Source organism: Sphingobacterium sp. LRF_L2 (assembly GCF_965644235.1).
Classification (GTDB): Bacteria; Bacteroidota; Bacteroidia; order Sphingobacteriales; family Sphingobacteriaceae; genus Sphingobacterium.
In genome coordinates, this window is record NZ_CBFFRI010000001.1 from 443,934 (window position 1) to 462,516 (window position 18,583).

The 18,583-nt window shown below is 40.6% G+C and carries 13 protein-coding genes; 2 read left to right on the plus strand and 11 right to left on the minus strand.

Going from position 1 to position 18,583, the window contains the following annotated elements; all coding sequences use genetic code 11:
- Position 1 precedes the first annotated feature (1 nt).
- The 10 genes from ACSZOX_RS01840 to ACSZOX_RS01885 form a co-directional block, all read right to left on the minus strand.
- Entirely contained in the window at positions 2 to 1,333 is a 1,332-nt protein-coding gene (locus tag ACSZOX_RS01840; RefSeq protein ID WP_437918040.1) for a DUF4302 domain-containing protein, read from the minus strand.
- Between the two features lie 14 nt (positions 1,334 to 1,347).
- On the minus strand, positions 1,348 to 2,631 hold the full coding sequence (locus tag ACSZOX_RS01845) for a DUF4302 domain-containing protein (protein ID WP_437918041.1): 1,284 nt from the start codon (positions 2,629 to 2,631) through the stop codon (positions 1,348 to 1,350).
- 8 nt (positions 2,632 to 2,639) lie between these two features.
- Positions 2,640 to 3,503, minus strand: coding sequence for a substrate import-associated zinc metallohydrolase lipoprotein (locus ACSZOX_RS01850; RefSeq protein ID WP_437918042.1), 864 nt, complete (start codon positions 3,501 to 3,503; stop codon positions 2,640 to 2,642).
- A gap of 32 nt (positions 3,504 to 3,535) precedes the next feature.
- Positions 3,536 to 5,017 (minus strand): RagB/SusD family nutrient uptake outer membrane protein, encoded by a 1,482-nt coding sequence (locus tag ACSZOX_RS01855; protein WP_437918043.1) that lies wholly within the window; start codon positions 5,015 to 5,017, stop codon positions 3,536 to 3,538.
- A gap of 11 nt (positions 5,018 to 5,028) precedes the next feature.
- A complete protein-coding gene (locus ACSZOX_RS01860; protein WP_437918044.1) occupies positions 5,029 to 8,628 on the minus strand; it encodes a SusC/RagA family TonB-linked outer membrane protein in 3,600 nt (1,199 codons plus the stop codon).
- A 335-nt stretch (positions 8,629 to 8,963) separates the two neighbouring features.
- Positions 8,964 to 9,968 (minus strand): FecR family protein, encoded by a 1,005-nt coding sequence (locus ACSZOX_RS01865; protein ID WP_437918045.1) that lies wholly within the window; start codon positions 9,966 to 9,968, stop codon positions 8,964 to 8,966.
- A gap of 141 nt (positions 9,969 to 10,109) precedes the next feature.
- Positions 10,110 to 10,697, minus strand: coding sequence for an RNA polymerase sigma factor (locus ACSZOX_RS01870; protein ID WP_437918046.1), 588 nt, complete (start codon positions 10,695 to 10,697; stop codon positions 10,110 to 10,112).
- Positions 10,698 to 10,902: 205 nt separating this feature from the next.
- Entirely contained in the window at positions 10,903 to 13,395 is a 2,493-nt protein-coding gene (locus ACSZOX_RS01875; RefSeq protein WP_437918047.1) for a TonB-dependent receptor, read from the minus strand.
- Positions 13,396 to 13,402: 7 nt separating this feature from the next.
- Complete coding sequence (locus tag ACSZOX_RS01880; protein ID WP_437918048.1) at positions 13,403 to 14,308, minus strand: FecR family protein; 906 nt, start codon at positions 14,306 to 14,308, stop codon at positions 13,403 to 13,405.
- A 16-nt stretch (positions 14,309 to 14,324) separates the two neighbouring features.
- Complete coding sequence (locus ACSZOX_RS01885) at positions 14,325 to 14,819, minus strand: RNA polymerase sigma factor (RefSeq protein WP_437918049.1); 495 nt, start codon at positions 14,817 to 14,819, stop codon at positions 14,325 to 14,327.
- 164 nt (positions 14,820 to 14,983) lie between these two features.
- Here ACSZOX_RS01885 and ACSZOX_RS01890 point away from each other — a divergent pair, with 164 nt between their 5' ends.
- Positions 14,984 to 15,628, plus strand: coding sequence for a porin family protein (locus tag ACSZOX_RS01890; RefSeq protein WP_437918050.1), 645 nt, complete (start codon positions 14,984 to 14,986; stop codon positions 15,626 to 15,628).
- A 12-nt stretch (positions 15,629 to 15,640) separates the two neighbouring features.
- Positions 15,641 to 16,087, plus strand: coding sequence for a hypothetical protein (locus ACSZOX_RS01895; protein WP_437918051.1), 447 nt, complete (start codon positions 15,641 to 15,643; stop codon positions 16,085 to 16,087).
- A gap of 119 nt (positions 16,088 to 16,206) precedes the next feature.
- Here the strand turns inward: ACSZOX_RS01895 and ACSZOX_RS01900 are convergent, their stop codons facing one another.
- Entirely contained in the window at positions 16,207 to 18,453 is a 2,247-nt protein-coding gene (locus ACSZOX_RS01900; RefSeq protein ID WP_437918052.1) for a transglycosylase domain-containing protein, read from the minus strand.
- Between the last annotated feature and the right edge of the window lie 130 nt (positions 18,454 to 18,583).

The window sequence follows — 18,583 nt, forward strand, 5'->3', positions numbered from 1 at the left end:
TTTATTCAAATCGAATCCATTTTTGTCCTGCTGTCACATTTATTGATACCAAATCATAATTGACACCTCCTGTGTGAACCACAAAAAAACCAAGCTCATCCGTAAATGTGCTACTTGTCGTGTTGATGATAGTAGCAATTTCGGCGGGAGGAGAAGCAAACTCTCCTAAGCGCACAAATCGGATGATACCTCCGGCATTAGAATATTGACGCAACACTGCAGGCCCATAATTGCTTAAGGTATTACCTATCACAAACCAAGCAGCACCATATTCCTGTCTAGAAAGTTTATGAATGAACATAAAGAAGTTAAAACCAGCAATTGTTTGAAGACCATAGGCGTCTTCAACTCCAGCGACGGTAAAACCAGTTGTACTGGCGCTATAACGTTCAGCAACCGTTTCGTCAGGATAATTGATGTTGATTTGATAAGGTGGGTTATTATAAAACCTAACCGCAGCATTTACATCGTACGCGGAAGGCGCATATTCGTTGGTAAATACTCTCGGTATCCCATTCGTACTTAAAGCCAGTTCGCCTTTCTCTACATCTACCAGGAAATCGTCGAGGTACGAAATAACATTCACACCATCTACCAACGGCTTTTGTAAAGCGACACCAGTTGCTGTAGGCGCATATGCCGTTTCATGAACCTTAAATCGTTCGGTTCCTCCGTAATGAATGAACAACGTTTTCAATTCGGGTCTGAAATGTAAATCATACTCGGCGCCATTGACGACCATTCGTTTAAAATAACGCGGTAATTTCGCCAAGTCAGACACGCTATGTATCAATTTGGCTATCCCGTCTTCCTTATATGCCGTCGCTTTCGCCAAACTACTTTTAACCAAAGTCAGTTGGTTTCCAAACCGGTTTCCCAGCAAGAAAATAGAATCTTGACGTATCGCCTGGAAGGTGTACGCGGTATCTATATTACCCTGTTGTTGTGCAAAATCGTTAAATATGCCTGTAGTAAAAGACAAGGAAGGATTGGTATTCGAAACGAAGGTCCGATAATTATTTGACTGCAAACCACTATGTGTAGCAGCAAAAGCATCTACCGTAAATTGTAGCGATGTTTCAGAAAAATCAAGGTATCCGGCAAAATAGCCTACGTTCGAAGTTGCCAAACCAAACTCCCATCCATCTGTAGCCGTACCCAATTCATTTACGAAATTAGCTAATGCTACATCAGGTTTCTCGAAAGATGTCTCAACAGGTATTGCCTCTAAACTATCTTTGGAACAAGACGCCATGATAAGGACTGACGACAATAGCATTGCCATAGACAAAGCCCGTCGTACAATAGTTGAATTAAATGTATATCTTTTCATGTGCTCTCTCTTCATCAATTAAATCGTATCCAGATTTTACTATCCGATACACTTACTAAATCATAACTCTGCGTTCCCGTTTGATAGACATAATAGCCCTCCGGAGATAACACTTGGCTTGTAAATTCCTGAATTTTCGCTGAATCATCGTCAGTCAAAAGATCGAGGTTACCATTATTTCCATAGCCTGCTAACGAGTGAAATAAAATTTTTCCATCCGAGGAGAGCGAAGTTTTAACTGCTGGACCAACATAATTAGCCGCTTGATTCCAATACACAAAAAATGCATCATAGCCATCCACATATCTACGTGGATAAAAAGTTACTGCAGCATATCCCGAAATATCAGACATATGAAAGCCGTCCTCTACGCCGTTCACAGTAAATGCATCCAAGGAAACGTATTGATAAGGTTCTATATACATCCGTTGAGCAGCCGCTAGGTCTATTGCAATAGGCGTTGCTTTATTTGTTGTTTGCAAGCTCAGCTCTCCCGCTGTTGCACGGATTGTATGCGTTGCCGTATTAACATTTAACCCCTTTAAGGTATGCAGTAAAACATTTCCAGCAACAAAAGGCTCCTGCAAAACTACCCCATCTTCTGTTGCCGCATAGGTCGTTGAAAACGTCGTTCCGTCTGTCCCATAGAAACTTAATGTATTTTTATCAGCGTTAAAGGTCAGGTTATATGAACTTCCACCGATCGTGATCTCATTGTAGTAATATGGAAATACCTTTGTCTGCGCTATCGCATTCAATTGCGCATAAGCTCGCGCGGTGAAATTATCCTTTTGTGTGGCCGTAGCTTTTATAAGGACCAATTCGCTTCCGTTTAGATTACCTTTAAGGCGCAATGTATCCGCACTTGCAGACAGAATAGAAAATTCAAAATCAGACAGATGCCCCTCGCCTACACTGCCACCACTTTTCAACGGGTCTGGATCCGCTAGCTGGTGGATATAATTATAGGTATCAAAATACAAGCTAGGTACCTGCGTCGCGCGCAACCTATAGGAACTCTCTTTAGGCGTATTGGCATAGGTTTCCTCTACAGTCGCCGACATGGTAACCCGATTCTGTGCTGTAAAATCAAATTTGAAGGTATAACCGCCGCCGCCTGCAGGAAAAAGGTAGGCAATCCATCCATTGGGAGCCTCTACAAGCTGCTTCTGATATTCTTCCAAGACGGCACCTAGTCGTACATCGACACGTTCCCCCTCAAATTCATCTTTTTTGCTACAAGCTGTGATGATCAATAAGACAACACAGATATAGATTTTATTTTTTATGATGTTCATCTTGTTGTCTATTGTGTTATTTTAACAATTCCGGCTCTTACCTCAGTCTGCAGTGCTCTAAAATCCACACCCAGTTTGGCAAAATATTCGACTACTAAATTTTCTTTCGCACGAAAGGTCGATGCTACCGCAGGATTTGCTGCGACAATAGCATCAAAAGCCTCTTGGCCTTCCACCAGTAAGAAAGCAATAGTTTCTACAAAATCCTCACGTTCAGCGGCCTTTGCATATGCTGTAATCATACCCTGCGTATTTGCTGTTGCATTACTCGTATTAAACCAGGTCGCCGTATACCATTGCGTACTTAGACCACGCCAAGCTTGTGGGTAATCAATCTTTTGGTGTAAAATGTGTGCAAATTCATGATGGATTGTATGCATCATACGGATAACCTCTTCGTAATCCGATTTTGCAAAATCGTTAATTACAAACAACGTAATTTGGTTTCCACCTTCAGCTGTTCCCAGTATGATGGTTCCGTTACTTTGATATTCGGCGCTTCCAACCAAGACATACTTGAGCAGCTGATAAGTCCTCAAAAAATTTAGTCCAGCAACCTTTTCGTAAGGGTCAACCCAAATTGCCTTAATAGTCTCCATGACGGGAATTACCTTCGTTTCATCAGGAGGAACCAAGTTTTTATTATAATTTACTTCATAAGGATCCCATTTATACTTGACATCAATATTATAGGGTAAAGTAAAATTTTGATAGAGATATTCGTCCAGGTCGGTCCAAACCCAGTCATCTCCACCGAGGCCTATAATCTCCTCCTCCGGTAACGATTCGTCACCTTTGCATCCGGAAAAACAGGAAAAACAAGCGAGGATTAAAAGGCTAATGCTAAAAAATTGTATCTTCGATATTTTCATCTCGTTTTCGTTTTTTAAGTTTAAGCGACTAGTTATCGTGGATTAATTTCCATACCAGACAAGGACGCTTCAAGAGGTATTTGCAATACCCGCCGCGGGTCATTCGGTCCTAATTCATACGTATCCTTGCCATCGTTCGAGGTATGAGACACGGTTAATTGATGTCTTAAAATATCCAGATACCGTAATCCTTCAAAAACAAACTCTCGTCTCTTGAAATCCAGCGTTGCCTCAACGATACTCTGTTCCAAGGATGCTGTATTATAGAACCGTGTTAATTTTGCAACTGTGATAGCATGTAAATCCGAACTATAAACAGGTTGATCTTCCGACGCAAATACCTTTTTACTTGCAAACGTATTCAGATCGGCTATTGCTAAGTCGAATTCACCTGACATTGCGTAGGCCTCTGCCCGGTTCATTAAGACCTCTTCCGCACTGAATAATGGGATTATATTATATGGTGTTCCATAATTTGCATTGATATCCGTTCGCACAAAGTGTTCACGAAATTTAGGCATGTTGTAAACCAGTTCAGTACCCCCATAGATCATATACGCATAACGCCCCCCCGTTACGTTACTTGCAAAGAAAAGTTGACTCAAAATAGGTGTTGTCACCCCATAACGATACGAGGAAAAGCTTCGTCCCCAAACAGAAGGTGCCTCCACAAGCAATAGATTTGCGGGGTTTGTAGCAATAGTGTAATCCGCTTGCTTACTGTAGTATTCCATACTGCGATAACTTACCGCATTAATAGGCCGCAGATAATCCCCTTCTGTTCCGGATGGAAAAACAGAAGAAGCATGTTGAATAACCTTAGTCCAACTACGCTTAAACAAGTAAAAGCGCGCAGCAAACGCATGAGCAGCAGCTACCGTAAAGTGATATTTAGGGACACTGTATCTATTGTCATCGAGTAGTTTCAACCCATTGACAAGATCTGCCTCAATCTGCTCGTAGACATAAGAAACCGTCTTGCGTTCGTATTTCTTCAACACGGTCTCTTCGGGTTCAGTTACATAAGGAATTCCTGGATCGGTATCGGATGTTATAGGATTATATGTTTTGGCATACAAGGCGACTAGCATAAAATGTGCATACGCCCTGGCAAGAAGAGCTTCTCCTTTGTGTGATTGATAAGCCTCCGTATCTCCCAGAGCCTCGATTACCGCCAAAGCCCTGTTGCTTGCAGCAATAGCAGCATAACAAGCATACCAATAATAATCTGGAGAGTCAACATTCCTATTCCGTACATCCAAGAACATCCAAGGATCACTATTGATGTAAATATTGCTTCCAGCGGCAGCGCCTTTATCTCCAGCATTATCAGACATCGATTCCAAAAATGGAATATAGCTAGCCCGTGGATAGGCCGACGTTAATAACTCGGAAACCTTTTCAGGCGAATCAATTTCTGCGCGCATATCGGGCGCCGTTTCTAAATATTTCTCACAACCAGAAAATAGACCGATTCCTAAATAAAGCCCCGCAAATAATAAAACATTCTTCATCTTCATCTGATTTAAAGGTTTGTTTTTAAGGATAGTGTAAACTGTCTTGGCAGTGGCATAGCAACCCCACCCGATCCATAAAATTCAGGATCTTGACCATTCAATTTTTTATCCGCATAGATCAACCAGAGGTTATTACCGACTATACTCAACGACAATGTCTTAAGTCCTAGCTTTTCTACAAATTTTTGTGGACTCTGATAGCTTAACATCACCTGTTTCAAACGGATAAATCCGCCATCGGCAACGCGCTCCGTAGAATAGTTGTAGGCGTTGTATACTTGATCCCCAGGAAGCTGTGACTCATTTCTAATTTCTACGATAGACGGCGTTCCTTCGTCGTTCGGTAAAACAAATCGATTCAAAAAATCATAAGACATAGCTTCCATGTCAGAATAGGAATTTTTGAAGATAGGATTTAGACGAATTTTATTACCAGCACTATATGTCACCAAGAAAGACGCTGAGAAATTTTTGTAGTTAAATGAGTTAAAGAAGCCTCCATTAAAGGTAGGATCAACTGGCCCTTCGTATTTGAGATAATCTGTATATAAACTTTGCAGATAGACGTTATTTGACGTGGTACCATCTTCATTTACATAAAGAGGTGTTCCCTGTTCCGCATTCAAACGTTCAAAATCAATGGAAAACAACCCACGATAAGGAAAACCTTGCTTTGCCCCACCAATAGAAGTCACCAAATTCCAAATAGACGGTTCACTCGATAAACGCGTAATCTTTCCTGTATTGATAGCGTTTGTCAACTGTGTCTTCCAACCCCAGTTATCCCGTTTTATTACATCCGCTTTGATTAACAGTTCGATACCTTTCGAGTTCATATCGGCATAATTCGCATATTTTAAAGCCTCTCCTCCGACACCCGCTGTACGAATCAAACCAATCAGATCAAAACCATCCCTGTTGTAGAGGTCCAAAGAGAATTGGATTCTACGATTAAACATACTCGCATCAATACCAATATTTGTTTCGTATTGTTTTTCCCATGTTAACGCATTATTGGGATTATAGATAATGTTAAGCACAGGCTCTACCTCCGTTAAATAAGGTCTTGGCGTGCTTGCGCTACGTACAACCAAACTAGAGTTCGTTGCAGCCCCCATACTTGCAGTCAATCCGTAAGTTGCTCGTAAAGTAAGCGTATTAAAGAAATCCTGATTCTTCATAAATGCTTCCTCATCCACATTCCACGATCCACTCAAGTTCCAGGTCGGCAACCACCTCGCTGTAGCTGATTCCCCCATCTGGTTAGAACCGTCATAACGGACAGTACCATTAAACTGAAAACGTCCTTGATAAGAATACGCCGCGTTTCCGGCAAAAGCTAAATGTCTGTCACTAAATACACTCGCATTATAGTAACTCAAATTCCCCTCAACCTCACGTTTGATCGCATTTGGATCGACATAAGGAACACCCCCACGTGCAAACTGATAGCCATAACCAGTAAACGCATCGGTTGTGCGGTCCAGGTATCTCAATTCTTGGCTGAGGAATGCACGTAAATTATGCGAGGAACCAAATTCCTTATTCCAGTCGAAACTATTTCTAAGGTAGTAACTCTTTAAGCCATCATTATTTGTTAAATAGAATCCACCATACGGCAACACGGTGACAGGTCGTCCATCGGGATCCGTCGGATCGGTGTATAAAAACCGGTTTCCATCAATAATAGTCGAATTTTCAGGTTGTCCAGAATAAACCGTACCAGCACGATAAGCCATAGCCATATTCGAAGATTCCTGAATGCGGTGCTTTTGTGCTGTAGACACATAACGATAAGAACCTAAAAAAGTATAGTTCACTTTTTTAGGTAATTTATATTTTACTTCTCCCTGTACTTTAAAATCTATCATACGAAGATCAATACTATTATTTTGCAGCTCATGCAAAATATTGAAGGGAGCATAGTTCATCGTAAAATATTCGAGATTTCCGTTCTCATCATAAGGCGTTAGTGTCCTTGTCGTATTCAAGGCATAACTAAAAGGATTGATATCAAAGTCACGGGATACCTCGCCCGTAACAGGGTTGCTACGCTGCCCCAATGAACCTGGTGCTTGTTGATCGCGTACAGAACCTGTTGTGATCAACCCCAGGGACAAACGCTCGTTAATGTTAAAATCACTCCGCACATTTCCTGTAAAACGTCTAACCCCGTTTCCAATAGACCAACCGTCGTCTTGTAAATAACTGGTGGAGTAGTATTGCTGACTACGCTCCGAACCGGAAGTTAAGCTCAACGAATGTTCCTGCTGTAGGGAGTTCTTGAACAACACATCAAACCAATCGGTATTTGCATATACGTAGCGTTCGAGGAAGGCACGCCTACCTGCGACAGAATTCTCCACAACAGGTAATCCACTCCCATTGTTTGTAAACAGCAGTCCTTGTGCCATCTTCGTATAAACACCGCCGTCGGAATTATTTGCCATATTTGCATAATCCAGCCAACCTTTTCTTTCCATTTCGGCATAAACAGACATTTGATCGTACGAATTGACGATATCAAACTGACTGTAGCTCGGTTTAAGAAAAGTGGTAAAATTGCCGGTATACGAGATGGAGGAAGGAACATTTGAGCGGCCCTTCTTTGTCGTAATCAAAATGACACCATTCATGGCACGAGCACCATATAAAGAAGTCGCTGCAGCATCCTTTAAAATCTGAAACGATTCAATATCATCAGGATTCAAACCCGCTACAGAAGATCCCAGCAAAGTAGAAGGGTCACCTGTAGATAATTGATCATTTGATACATTCACAATATCTTCTAGGATAACCCCATCAATAACCCAAAGAGGTTTATTGTCACCCGTTATCGAAGTTGCCCCCCGCACACGGATTTTAGGTGCTGCTCCAAAAGTTCCTGAAACATTTTGGACGGATACGCCTGCAGCTTGCCCTTCCAACATACGACTAATATCAGGTACCCCGGCACGTTGTGCATCGGCGGCCTTAATAGTCGCTGCCGCCCCCGTAAACTTTTTTCTATCAATACTTTGATACCCGGTATTGATTACAACTTCGGTCAATTCATTCATGCGTTCACGCATGGTCACGTTAATCGTTTGCTTTGTACCAACAGCGATCTCCGTATCGTTGTATCCCATCATTCGAAACACGAGAACATCACGCGACGTTGCCGTAATCGAATAAAGTCCATTCTCATCTGTTGCTGTCGCTGTACGTTCGCCTTTAACTCCCACGTTTACGCCTGCCAGTGTGTTTCCATTGGCATCCGTAACCAAGCCTTGTACGCGAACCTGTATAGCGGGCGGCAGTTGCCGAATAACAACGCGCTGTCCAACAAGCTCATAAGTAAGCTCCTTCCCGAGCATCTGCTCTAAAATCAGCTTTAATGGTTGTCGGGTGGCTTTGACCGACACAGGAGTACGGATATCCTCGAGTTCACTGTAAATAAACTGAACTTTAGTTTGGCGACTTAACTCTTTGAGAATACTAGCACGGCTTTCATGGGAAGCCTCTATGCTCGCACTTCGATTCAACACGCCTTGTGCATTTGAATCGAAAGAGAAACCTAGACTAAAAGTGACCAGTAAAACCGTAAGGGTAGCTATAGAAAAACGCATAATCCTTGCAACTATGTATAGCACATTGCTATCTATGTGAAAATTCTTATATTTATGCACTTTTATCTAGTAATTAGGTGTTGTTCAGACATAGGTTATCCAGACCCATGAACAACAAGAGTTACACATTGAGGGGTGCGCTCCACCGCATCCCTTATTCATTAATAAAATAAGTTGATTACTACATTTCAGTTAGGTCGTGTCGTAGACACTCCATAAGGGAAGATTATTCATAGTGTTAAAAATTTGTTAGTGTTTTTTTATTAAAAATATTTCTCAATGATTACCTGCAACTTCCAGGACTGTTGGGAGTTCATTGAGTTATCCATTACTTTTTAGAGTTTAAATTCAACAGCATGTTCACCTTTTCTTACAAAACGAGTACCTGTAGAACGTGCAATACTTTTTAGAACCACATCGACCGATTCTCCAATAGAAAATGTTGCTGTAATTTTATGTTTACGTGCCTTTTCAGGATCAAATGATATGTCTATCCCGTAAGCGTTACCAAGCTGAAAAAGAGCTTTATCCAGTGTTGTATTGTCAAACTGTAAACTACCAACCTTAAAATCATCTGCTGAATCGAACACAGGTAAATCACTTTTCTGAACGGTATTATCAGCTATATCAAACAGAGCAACTTCACCTGCAGCCAAAACAACTTCTGCCTTTATCAGCCCAGCTGTATCGACAGCCCGAACAGCCAAACGCCCTTCGACCAACGAAATAACTTTTTCAGAAAGCTGTTCGAATGCCTTAACATTAAATGAGGTACCGAGCACTTCAGCTTCCAATGTTCCCGATTGAACAACGAAAGGCTTATCCTTATTGGGAAAAACTTCAAAATACCCCTCACCTTCAATTTTCACCGTACGCTTTTCTCCGTCAAATAACGCTGGATACGATAAACTACTACCACCTTGTAACCACACCATCGTTCCGTCAGTTAGCGTTACTTTCTTACGTTTTCCGGGTTCTGTTTTTAAAACAACCCATTGATTTGGCTCCACTTTCACAACATCTGTCTTTAAACGCTGAGAAATAATATAACCAAGAGAAAGTAGCAGCACACTAGCTGCAGCACCAAACCACATACGTCTCCATTTTGTAGTTCGTGGCTTAAGCGTCTTCACAGGCGTGATATCTTGAATGGTATCCGCAATCCGATCATAGAGATTGTCTACATGTATCTTTCGCTCTTCTGCTGTAAAATGTGCCCAGGTATCTTCACGATTTAGGTTGACATTCTTCAACCATTTTTCAACCCATTCCTTTTCTTTTTCGGTACAGGTTCCTTCGTAATAGCGCTGTAATAATTGTTCAAATTCAGTTAAACTCATATATCTTCACTGGTCGTTATACCCTAAAGACACACAAGTACAAAAAAAGTACTATAACTTTTTTAAAAAAAATATAGATTATAGAAAATCAGTAATTTATAAAATAGCTTGAACCAATTTTCAGCAAGAAAAAAGTAAAAATTATTTAAATGGGAGATAAAAAGGAAAGGAAATAACAAATATTGCAGCATGTTTTACCATTTTCCGAATAATAGACATCGCTGTACTTAACTGATTCTTCACCGTTTGTTCAGAAATATTAAGTTTTTGTGCAATTTGGGCATTGGTTAAGTGATCTTCACGACTCAAGAGGTAAATTTCGCGGACTTTAGCAGACATAGACTTAACAGCACCATCAATCATGGACTGCACTTCTTTAGCCTCTACAAAGCTGTCGGGTGCCAAGAAATATTGTTCCTCCATCCGTTTCAACTGCGCTGCATAGCTAGATCTGTAGCTATTTTTGCGATAATGGTTAATAACACGCCTATTAAGCAACCAAAAGAGATAAGCACCGACAGATTGCTTGATATTAATTTCTTCCCGCTTCTCCCATATGTAAACAAATAAATCATGAATCAGATCATGCGCTTCATCCAACGATTCCAATTTCGTTGCCGCATAGCCCATCAATGCCTCTATGTATTTATTATAAAGCTGGACAAATGCCTGATCATTGCCCTCTTTGAAATGTTGGAATAATAAGTTGTCAGTTGATTCGGTATCCATGTTCAGTTGCCGATGGCTACAGCTAAAGTACAAAAACAGAACTTTAGTTCAAAGAAAACAAAGACAAATGTTACAATCCTGTTAACAAATTGTAAGCAAAAAACTTTATTGTTTAATAGAAGTATAAATTAAAAATAGAAAAATTATCATTTTTAAAATCAATTTACCTTATTTAACTGATCCTGTTTCTCACATACGCTATTCCCTAAAAATATGCTCGAACAAAGATGTTCGCCGTGCGGGCTAAGCTATAATTATCAATCTCCTCAATCATTTCATTGTTGCTATTTATCCTATAATTTCTATTAATTACCGTAGATGTATTAAATATATTCTGAACCGCAAAGCCTGATTTTAGCCGAAACCTTTTCTTTACATAAATCGATCGACTGCAGGAAATATTGAGTTGAAAGTTGCCTTCGAGCTGGCTCTTGTTTGGTTCATCGTAGTTAATAAATAGCGAACCATCTTCGGCGATAGCGGGAATCCTTGTACTTGGCTGCGTATAATAGCGTCCTGCAGTCCAAATACCACCTAAAGCAGCTTCCCAACGTTCACCATTGTAAATAAGCCCCCAACGCAAGGCGTAGGGCGTCTCATAATTATTTCGAAAAGCTTTTGGATTTAAGCTTTCAAAATAATACTCACTCTTATTGATATGAAAGTTAATCCAAGCTGTGAAAGGTCCTCGTTGTTTTTGGAGCTGAAATTCTACTCCTCTAACCGTATAATCTCCGATAACGTTCGAATTTGAAAACTGGTTTTGAAAACCTTGACTTCCGCTATGGATATCACGCACATTCTTTATAAAAGATTCAGTCGTAATCAACCATCCTCCCTTTTTAAACTGTATTTCGAGTGCGGCCTGACTACTCTTTAAGAAAGGAACGTCTTGCTCATTTGCTAATTTCCAACGCCTGGTTTCTATTCCAAAAAAATCCTGTTGCCGCTCAATTTCCTGGAAAGCCGTTTGGCTTTTAAGCTCTCCTGCAAAGGTGATTGTCCAAGGTTCTCTCCAATGGTAAGAAACAACCAATCGCGGTTCAGGTCTGAACTTTCTATAGGAAATAAAATGATGATTTCTTATACCTGTAGAAAAATAAAACCGATCATATCGACCGTTAAATTGTACGGCGAGAGACTGACTTAACAGTGAAGTTCTTTCGTTATCATTCTTGACAGCAATATCTTGCATCTGATAATCTATCGACAGATCCACAACATCAGACAATTTCATTTCATGATTTACGACAAGCCCTTTATCCATCACTACATTCTGCTGAAGAGATACATTATCATCATCGATATTAAAATCTTCCGAAGAGAGTTTATAATGCGATAACGATGCCTGGATTTTGCTTTGCTGTCTGTCGTCCCATTTTTTGTCATAAATTAGATTCGCAGCTATTGAGTTTTGTGCCAATTGGCTCGTTTCTGCAGTGGAGTCTTGATTGCTCCGCTGTGTGACTTCCAGATTATTCGCGATAACAATAGCGTTGACCGATAATGCAGACCCATTGTCTAAATACTGCTTCAACTGCGCTGTGAAATCGTGGAATCTAAAATCTTCTGTACTTGTGTAATCTAAACTTTGATCGGCGAAAAAATTAGTCACTTTGGTATTCTGAAAAACCCGTTCATGGTATTTCTTATAAACTGGGGACCGAAAGACATCGGTAATGGATCGCCTTCCACTAAACTGCCAGTATGTTTTCGGCGATGTACGGAACGATGTATTAAAGTCCGCATTAATCAAACTAAGTCCTATAGAGGATCGCTCCTTCTGCTGCAAACTATCGGGACGACTGTCAATCAAAATAGTACCGGATACCGATTCGCCATAAGATGCAGGTGTACCATTTTTGTAAATCGTGACTGCATGGGGTAGATTCGGGTTAAAAGCAGATATCAATCCAAAAAAATGCCCCGTTTGAAATAGTCGGACACCATTCCAAACAAATAAATTTTGATCATGAGATCCCGCACGTACACTGATATTGGATACAGATTGATCGATACTTACAATTCCCGGTAGTTGCTGAAGTGTCTGAAGCACATCTGGATCAGTCAAACCAGGAAGGAGTCCTGTCTGTTTAGGATTCATATGGTAGCTTCTATCCGTCTTGATATGCAATCCTTTTGTTAGAAAATGGTTGACTGCGATTTCTTCCATTCTCGTCACCTTTCTTTCCAAAAACAATGACATACATCCGCTTTGAGACTCAGCTGTCGCTATTACAGCCTGTTGTTTATAGCCCACGTGGGAAATCACACAAGTATTGCCTCGAGGTACGGTCAGCGAAAAATAACCACTTTCATCCGCATACGTTGACTCGCCATTTGCACTATATACAGAAGCATGTGCGACCGGGCGATTACTTTCCGCATCCTTAATAAAACCACAGAAGACCAGCATTGGATTCGTCTGCTTATGTATTACAACATAAGAGTCGGTCAGTAAAGTAAATACAAGTCCCGTCTGACGCGTCAGCTCCTTCAGAAGCACTTCTTTGCTCTGCGTCAGCGCAGGGACATCTATTAAGACATCCTTTACTTCTTTATCAAGGAAACTAAAAGATAACTTATAGTTTTTTTCTAGAACTGGCAGAACATCAACCAATCGTTTCAAGTTGGTTTGTCCAAATCCAGTATTAGCGAAAAAAAAAAGTAAGAAAAAAAAGAAAGCAACTCCCCTCATGTATAAACTATCGAGAAAGGATTTGATAATGCGTTTCAGCAGATTTTATCCATTTAACAGAAAATGCTTTTTCAAGTATATCGATCGCAACCTGCAGATCATCGATAGGCAAAGCTCCGCTGAACGTCTTTCCTTCAACGAACGTGGTTACGTTCAAATCTATTTCAAGGCTATAGGCACGTTGCATCTCTTCAACAATATCTGCTAAGCGCTTTGATTGAAACGCCATCTGCTTTTTCTGCCATAGAGGTTCTTTTACAAACAAGGTATCACTAGCCCAGTTATCCCCTTCGATAGAAAGAGATTGACCTTCAGCGATAATTTTCTGTTTGTCGCCATGTTCAACCGCCACCTTACCGTGGTAACAGTTTACGACCAGTTTACCTTGCTTCGCGCTAACATCAAACCGTGTACCTAACACGCTAACTTCTCCAAGATTAGTTACTACGGTAAACACCTTACCCTTTTCAACACTAAAGTAAGCAGTGCCCTGTAAATGTACATTTCGTTGCCATGACCAAATCGCTTTATTGTAACGAATAGTTGAATGATTATTCAAGAGCACTTCTGAAGCGTCTGGAAGTTCAAACTCCATTGTCGTACCTGCTGTCGTCAGCAATACCTGGCCCTGATTCCAGAAATACCAACCTCCAACTAGTGCAAACAAAACAATAGCAGCAGCCAGCCATCGCGTAGCAAAATAGATCGTTTTATTCTTCTGGACAACCTTCTTGTTCTCCAGAATATGTTGCAACATCTGCCCATGATCCGTTATTTCGGGCACCGACAGTTTTCCTGTATACGATTTGATCTTTTGATAAAGCTCGTAATCTGGGTCTGCGCTCAATTTCTCTTTTTCTCTTTCAGACAGCCCATCATCTAAAAGTTTTGCCAGTAAATTATCTTTTTCCATTGTATTGTTTCTCTTTTTACCGCAATTCGTTTTTAAGTGCCTTCATGGCAAGATGTATTCTTTTTTCTACAGCTTTTACTGTAATCCCCAAATGTTCAGCAATTTCGCTGTATTTCATTTTATCTATTCTATGCATCAGAAAGGCCACTCGCTGTGTTTCATTCAGATTAGCAATGGCAGTCAGAAGTCTTTCCTTAAATTGCTTTTCTTCTAACAAAAATTCGGGAGATTCGTGGTTTTCGTTTTTATGATTTGCCGATTGTTGATACGTAAGCACAACCTTTTCATGCGCTTTCTTTTTCAAGGCTTTATTATAAGCCACTTTATAAATATAGGAGCGGGCTCCATCATAAGAAACACGACCGCAATTCTGCCATAATGCGACAAACGCCTCTTGCGCTACATCGTTTGCCTGATCGTCATCCCCAAAACGATAAAACAAAAAGTTTCGCAAGGCTTTTACCTGCTTGTGAAAGAAATCTGCAAAAACCTCCTTTTTACAGATAGACATATTATCTAATGAGCAATTATCCACTTTTCTATATCTGCTTTTATGATTCAAATAAAGATATAACCGTTGATTATAACAAAACCCTACCAAGAAAAAAAAATAAAAAAAAGGTAGGGTTATTCTAAAACTAGGGGTTATACAGTCATAAAACAAAATAGAAAGAAATGAATAAAATTTTAATGACATTGGCACTTATCGTTGCTGGCCTTTATCTACAGGCACAAGAAGTAAAATTCGGCATTAAGGGTGGTGTAAATCTATCTTCATTGGGTGAGTACGAATATATGTTAAATCCTACAGAAGACGCCCAGTTGGAAAATCAATTTGGAGCCTATGCAGGACTTTTCTCGCAAATCTACCTCAACAACAAATGGGGATTGGAAACTGGATTATTCTTCACGCAGTTGGGTGGTCGTGAAAAAGAAAGAGACTACGACGAAAATTACAGCGTGAAGGCCAAAGCATCCTACCTTCAATTACCATTAAGTGTTTTTTACGCAATCCAGCTACCGGGCAAGGTAAAACTGTATCCTTCCATAGGTGTTTATGGTGCGTATGGATTATCAGGTAAGATTAAAGCATCAGGACAAGTTCTAGGAACAGATATCAGCCAGCAACAAGATTACTTCGGAGACTTTGCAAAACGCTTTGATTTCGGTGGTACCGCTGGAATACAAGCAGGATTGGGCAATTTCTTGCTCGGTGCTTCTTACGACCAAGGTGTTATACGTGTCAACAAGCAGAAAGCAACTTGGGAAGACAATGCATACAACTCAAACTTTCGAATTAGTGTAGGTTATTTATTTTAATATATTTGAGACATGAAAAATCAGAACATTTTCACTTTATTTTTCGTCGCAGTCGCCCTATGGATCGTAGGTTGTGACAAAGATGATAACGACAACATACAGAACGAAGAGACGGCAAAAGTAAGTGCGCTAATGCGTGACGGCAACTGGACTATTACACGCTACAAAAAAGACGGCATAGATCTAACCACGCGCTTTGATGGATTTAGTTTTCAGTTTAATACAGAAAACAGCTTACTTGCTATAGTTGGAGAAACAACATACACAGGTAGCTGGTCAGTTACTGCAGATGACGATAGAACAGTCGATCTAGACCTCAATATTTTCTTTTCCACAGCAGCAAATCTACAATCACTGAATGACGATTGGGACATCATCAGTTATACAGCAACCCGCATAGAAGTTGCTGATGACTACGGCGAAGCGGACGAAGATTTGTTGATCTTTGAAAAACAATAATATATAGCGCAACAATTCCTTTTTAGCGTTGATGAAAAAATAGCGCCTTCTTTCTATAAAACGGAAGAAGGCGCTATTTTTTCTACGCGTAGGCGCTCGTTAGAGTATGCTTCATAAGACTAGAAACTAAGCCGTTCTTCGTTATACTTCAAAATATCAGTAGAATCTCCATTGAACTTTTCATATTTAGTACAGTCGATTTCTTTGGTTAACCCTCCAGGCGGCAAAGGAAAATCACCTTGCGTATACTTTAAATGAGGATCATTATATATCCGTTTCATAAAAAGACCAAAAATAGGCAAAGCAGCTGACGCGCCTTGTCCAGAGGCTGTGCTATGGAAACGGATACGTCGATCCTCGGCTCCGGTCCACACCCCCGTAACCAATTCCGGAGTGATGCCAATGAACCAAGCGTCGGCATTATCATTCGTCGTTCCTGTCTTTCCACCGATAGGATTTGTTAATCCCCCATATTCAGCCTGCCTCAACCGGGACGCAGTCCCACCATCGACTACACCTTTCAACATGTCCACCATAATATAGGAACTTTCAGCATTCAGGGCTTTTACGACTTCGGGCGATTTTTCATAGAGTGGCATACCATTTTTATCCTCCACACGTAAAATCATGGTCGGCTCCACCCATGTACCATGATTCACGAAGGTTGAATAGGCTCCAACCATATCAAATACGGAGGCCTCATAGGCTCCTAACGCAATAGAAGGGTATGCAGGAACGTCTGTCGTTATTCCCATTTTCTTCGTCAATGCTACTACATTTGTCGCCTGCACTTCGTTTATGAGGTATGCCGTAGCAAAATTCTGAGAATATTTAAGTGCATCTTTCAAGGATATAGGATCGCCACCTTGGGCTGTACCCCGTGGCGTCCAGTCGCCGTATGTTTGCATATGATTAGGAATCAAAAAACAGGGCGAATAACCATTATCGATCGCCACGGCATACGTGAAAGGTTTAGCCGTAGATCCCACTTGTCTTTTTGCAGCTCTCACATGATCATACTTGAAATGTTCAAAATCAACACCACCTACCCAGGCCTTAATATGTCCAGTTTGTGGTTCCATCGACATCAAAGCATTCATCAAAAACAACTTATAATAACGTATAGAATCCATAGGCGAGGCTACGGTATCTACCATCCCATTGTAGCTAAAAAAAGTCATACGGACCTTGTTATTAAATTCCTTTTCGATTTCTCCTTCAGAAAGTCCTTCCGCCTTAAGTTCTTCATAATGTTCAGAAGCATACATCGCATCCTTTAACAGTCTAGCATTTGCACCTCTAAACGGATCTCTATTTTTATATTGACGGTCAAAATCCCGTTGCAATTTGGTCATCCACTCCTTTTGCGCTTCTTCTGCATACTGTTGCAGGGTGTAATTTATCGGTGTATAAATCTTAAGGCCATCCCTATCTAGGTCATAATTGCTACCGTCGGGCTTCTTAATCGCTAGTCGCGCAAACTCCTTCTGAACCAACTTCTTCAATTCAGCCCTAAAATAGGCGGCCAATCCATAAGCGTTAGATAATACGCGCAGTTTGAGTCCTAAAGGTTTTTGCTTCGCTTCCTCCAATTGATCAGCGTTGAGAAACTCCATTTTTTCCATGTTGATCAGCACCTGATTTCTTCTGCGCAGTGCACGCTCCGGAAACTTGACGGGTGAATATGTATAAGTACCTTTCAACAGTCCGACCAGCATAGCAGCCTGCTCAGGTGTAACTTTATCGGGGGTCGTATCGAAAAATATGCGCGCGGCTGATTTAATGCCATAGGTATTCATGTATCCGAAATCTACGGTATTGAAATACATCGTAATAATTTCCTCCTTCGTATAACTTCGTTCTAGACGCACAGCAGTTATCCATTCTTGAACCTTTTGCATCATACGCTTAATGCTGTTACGTTCTCTGCGTTCAGCAAAAAGATTTAGTGCCAACTGTTGCGTAATGGTACTTCCCCCCTGTTTGTTGCCTACCAAAGTATACAGGATTGCTGTAACATTCCTCGAATAATCTATTCCAGAATGATCGTAAAAACGACGATCTTCGGTAGAAATCAAGGCTTGGATTAGGTAAGGCGATAGTTCGCTATACTTTACATTTGACCTATTATGTTGATAATACGTTCCTAGCACACGCAAATCATCGGCAAGAATTTCCGATGCCAAGTTGCTTTTCGGATTTTCCAGTTGCTCAAATGTTGGCAGCGGACCAAATAATCCCAAGCGTACACTAAAAAGAAATAAAAGAAAGAAACTAATGCCTCCCAAAAGAAAAATCCAAAAGGCACGCGTATATTTTTTAATATCATTATCTGTCAGGGCGCTGTCTAACGTCTGTCGCTTCATTGTTGCTATTTTATTCCTAAGAATTCTACAGAACTATTGGTCTGCAAAATTAGACCCGAATATAGTGAATGAAAAAGTTTTTTTTACAGTGTTAACACTTAAATGCTTCCCTTTTTAATCATGCATTTAA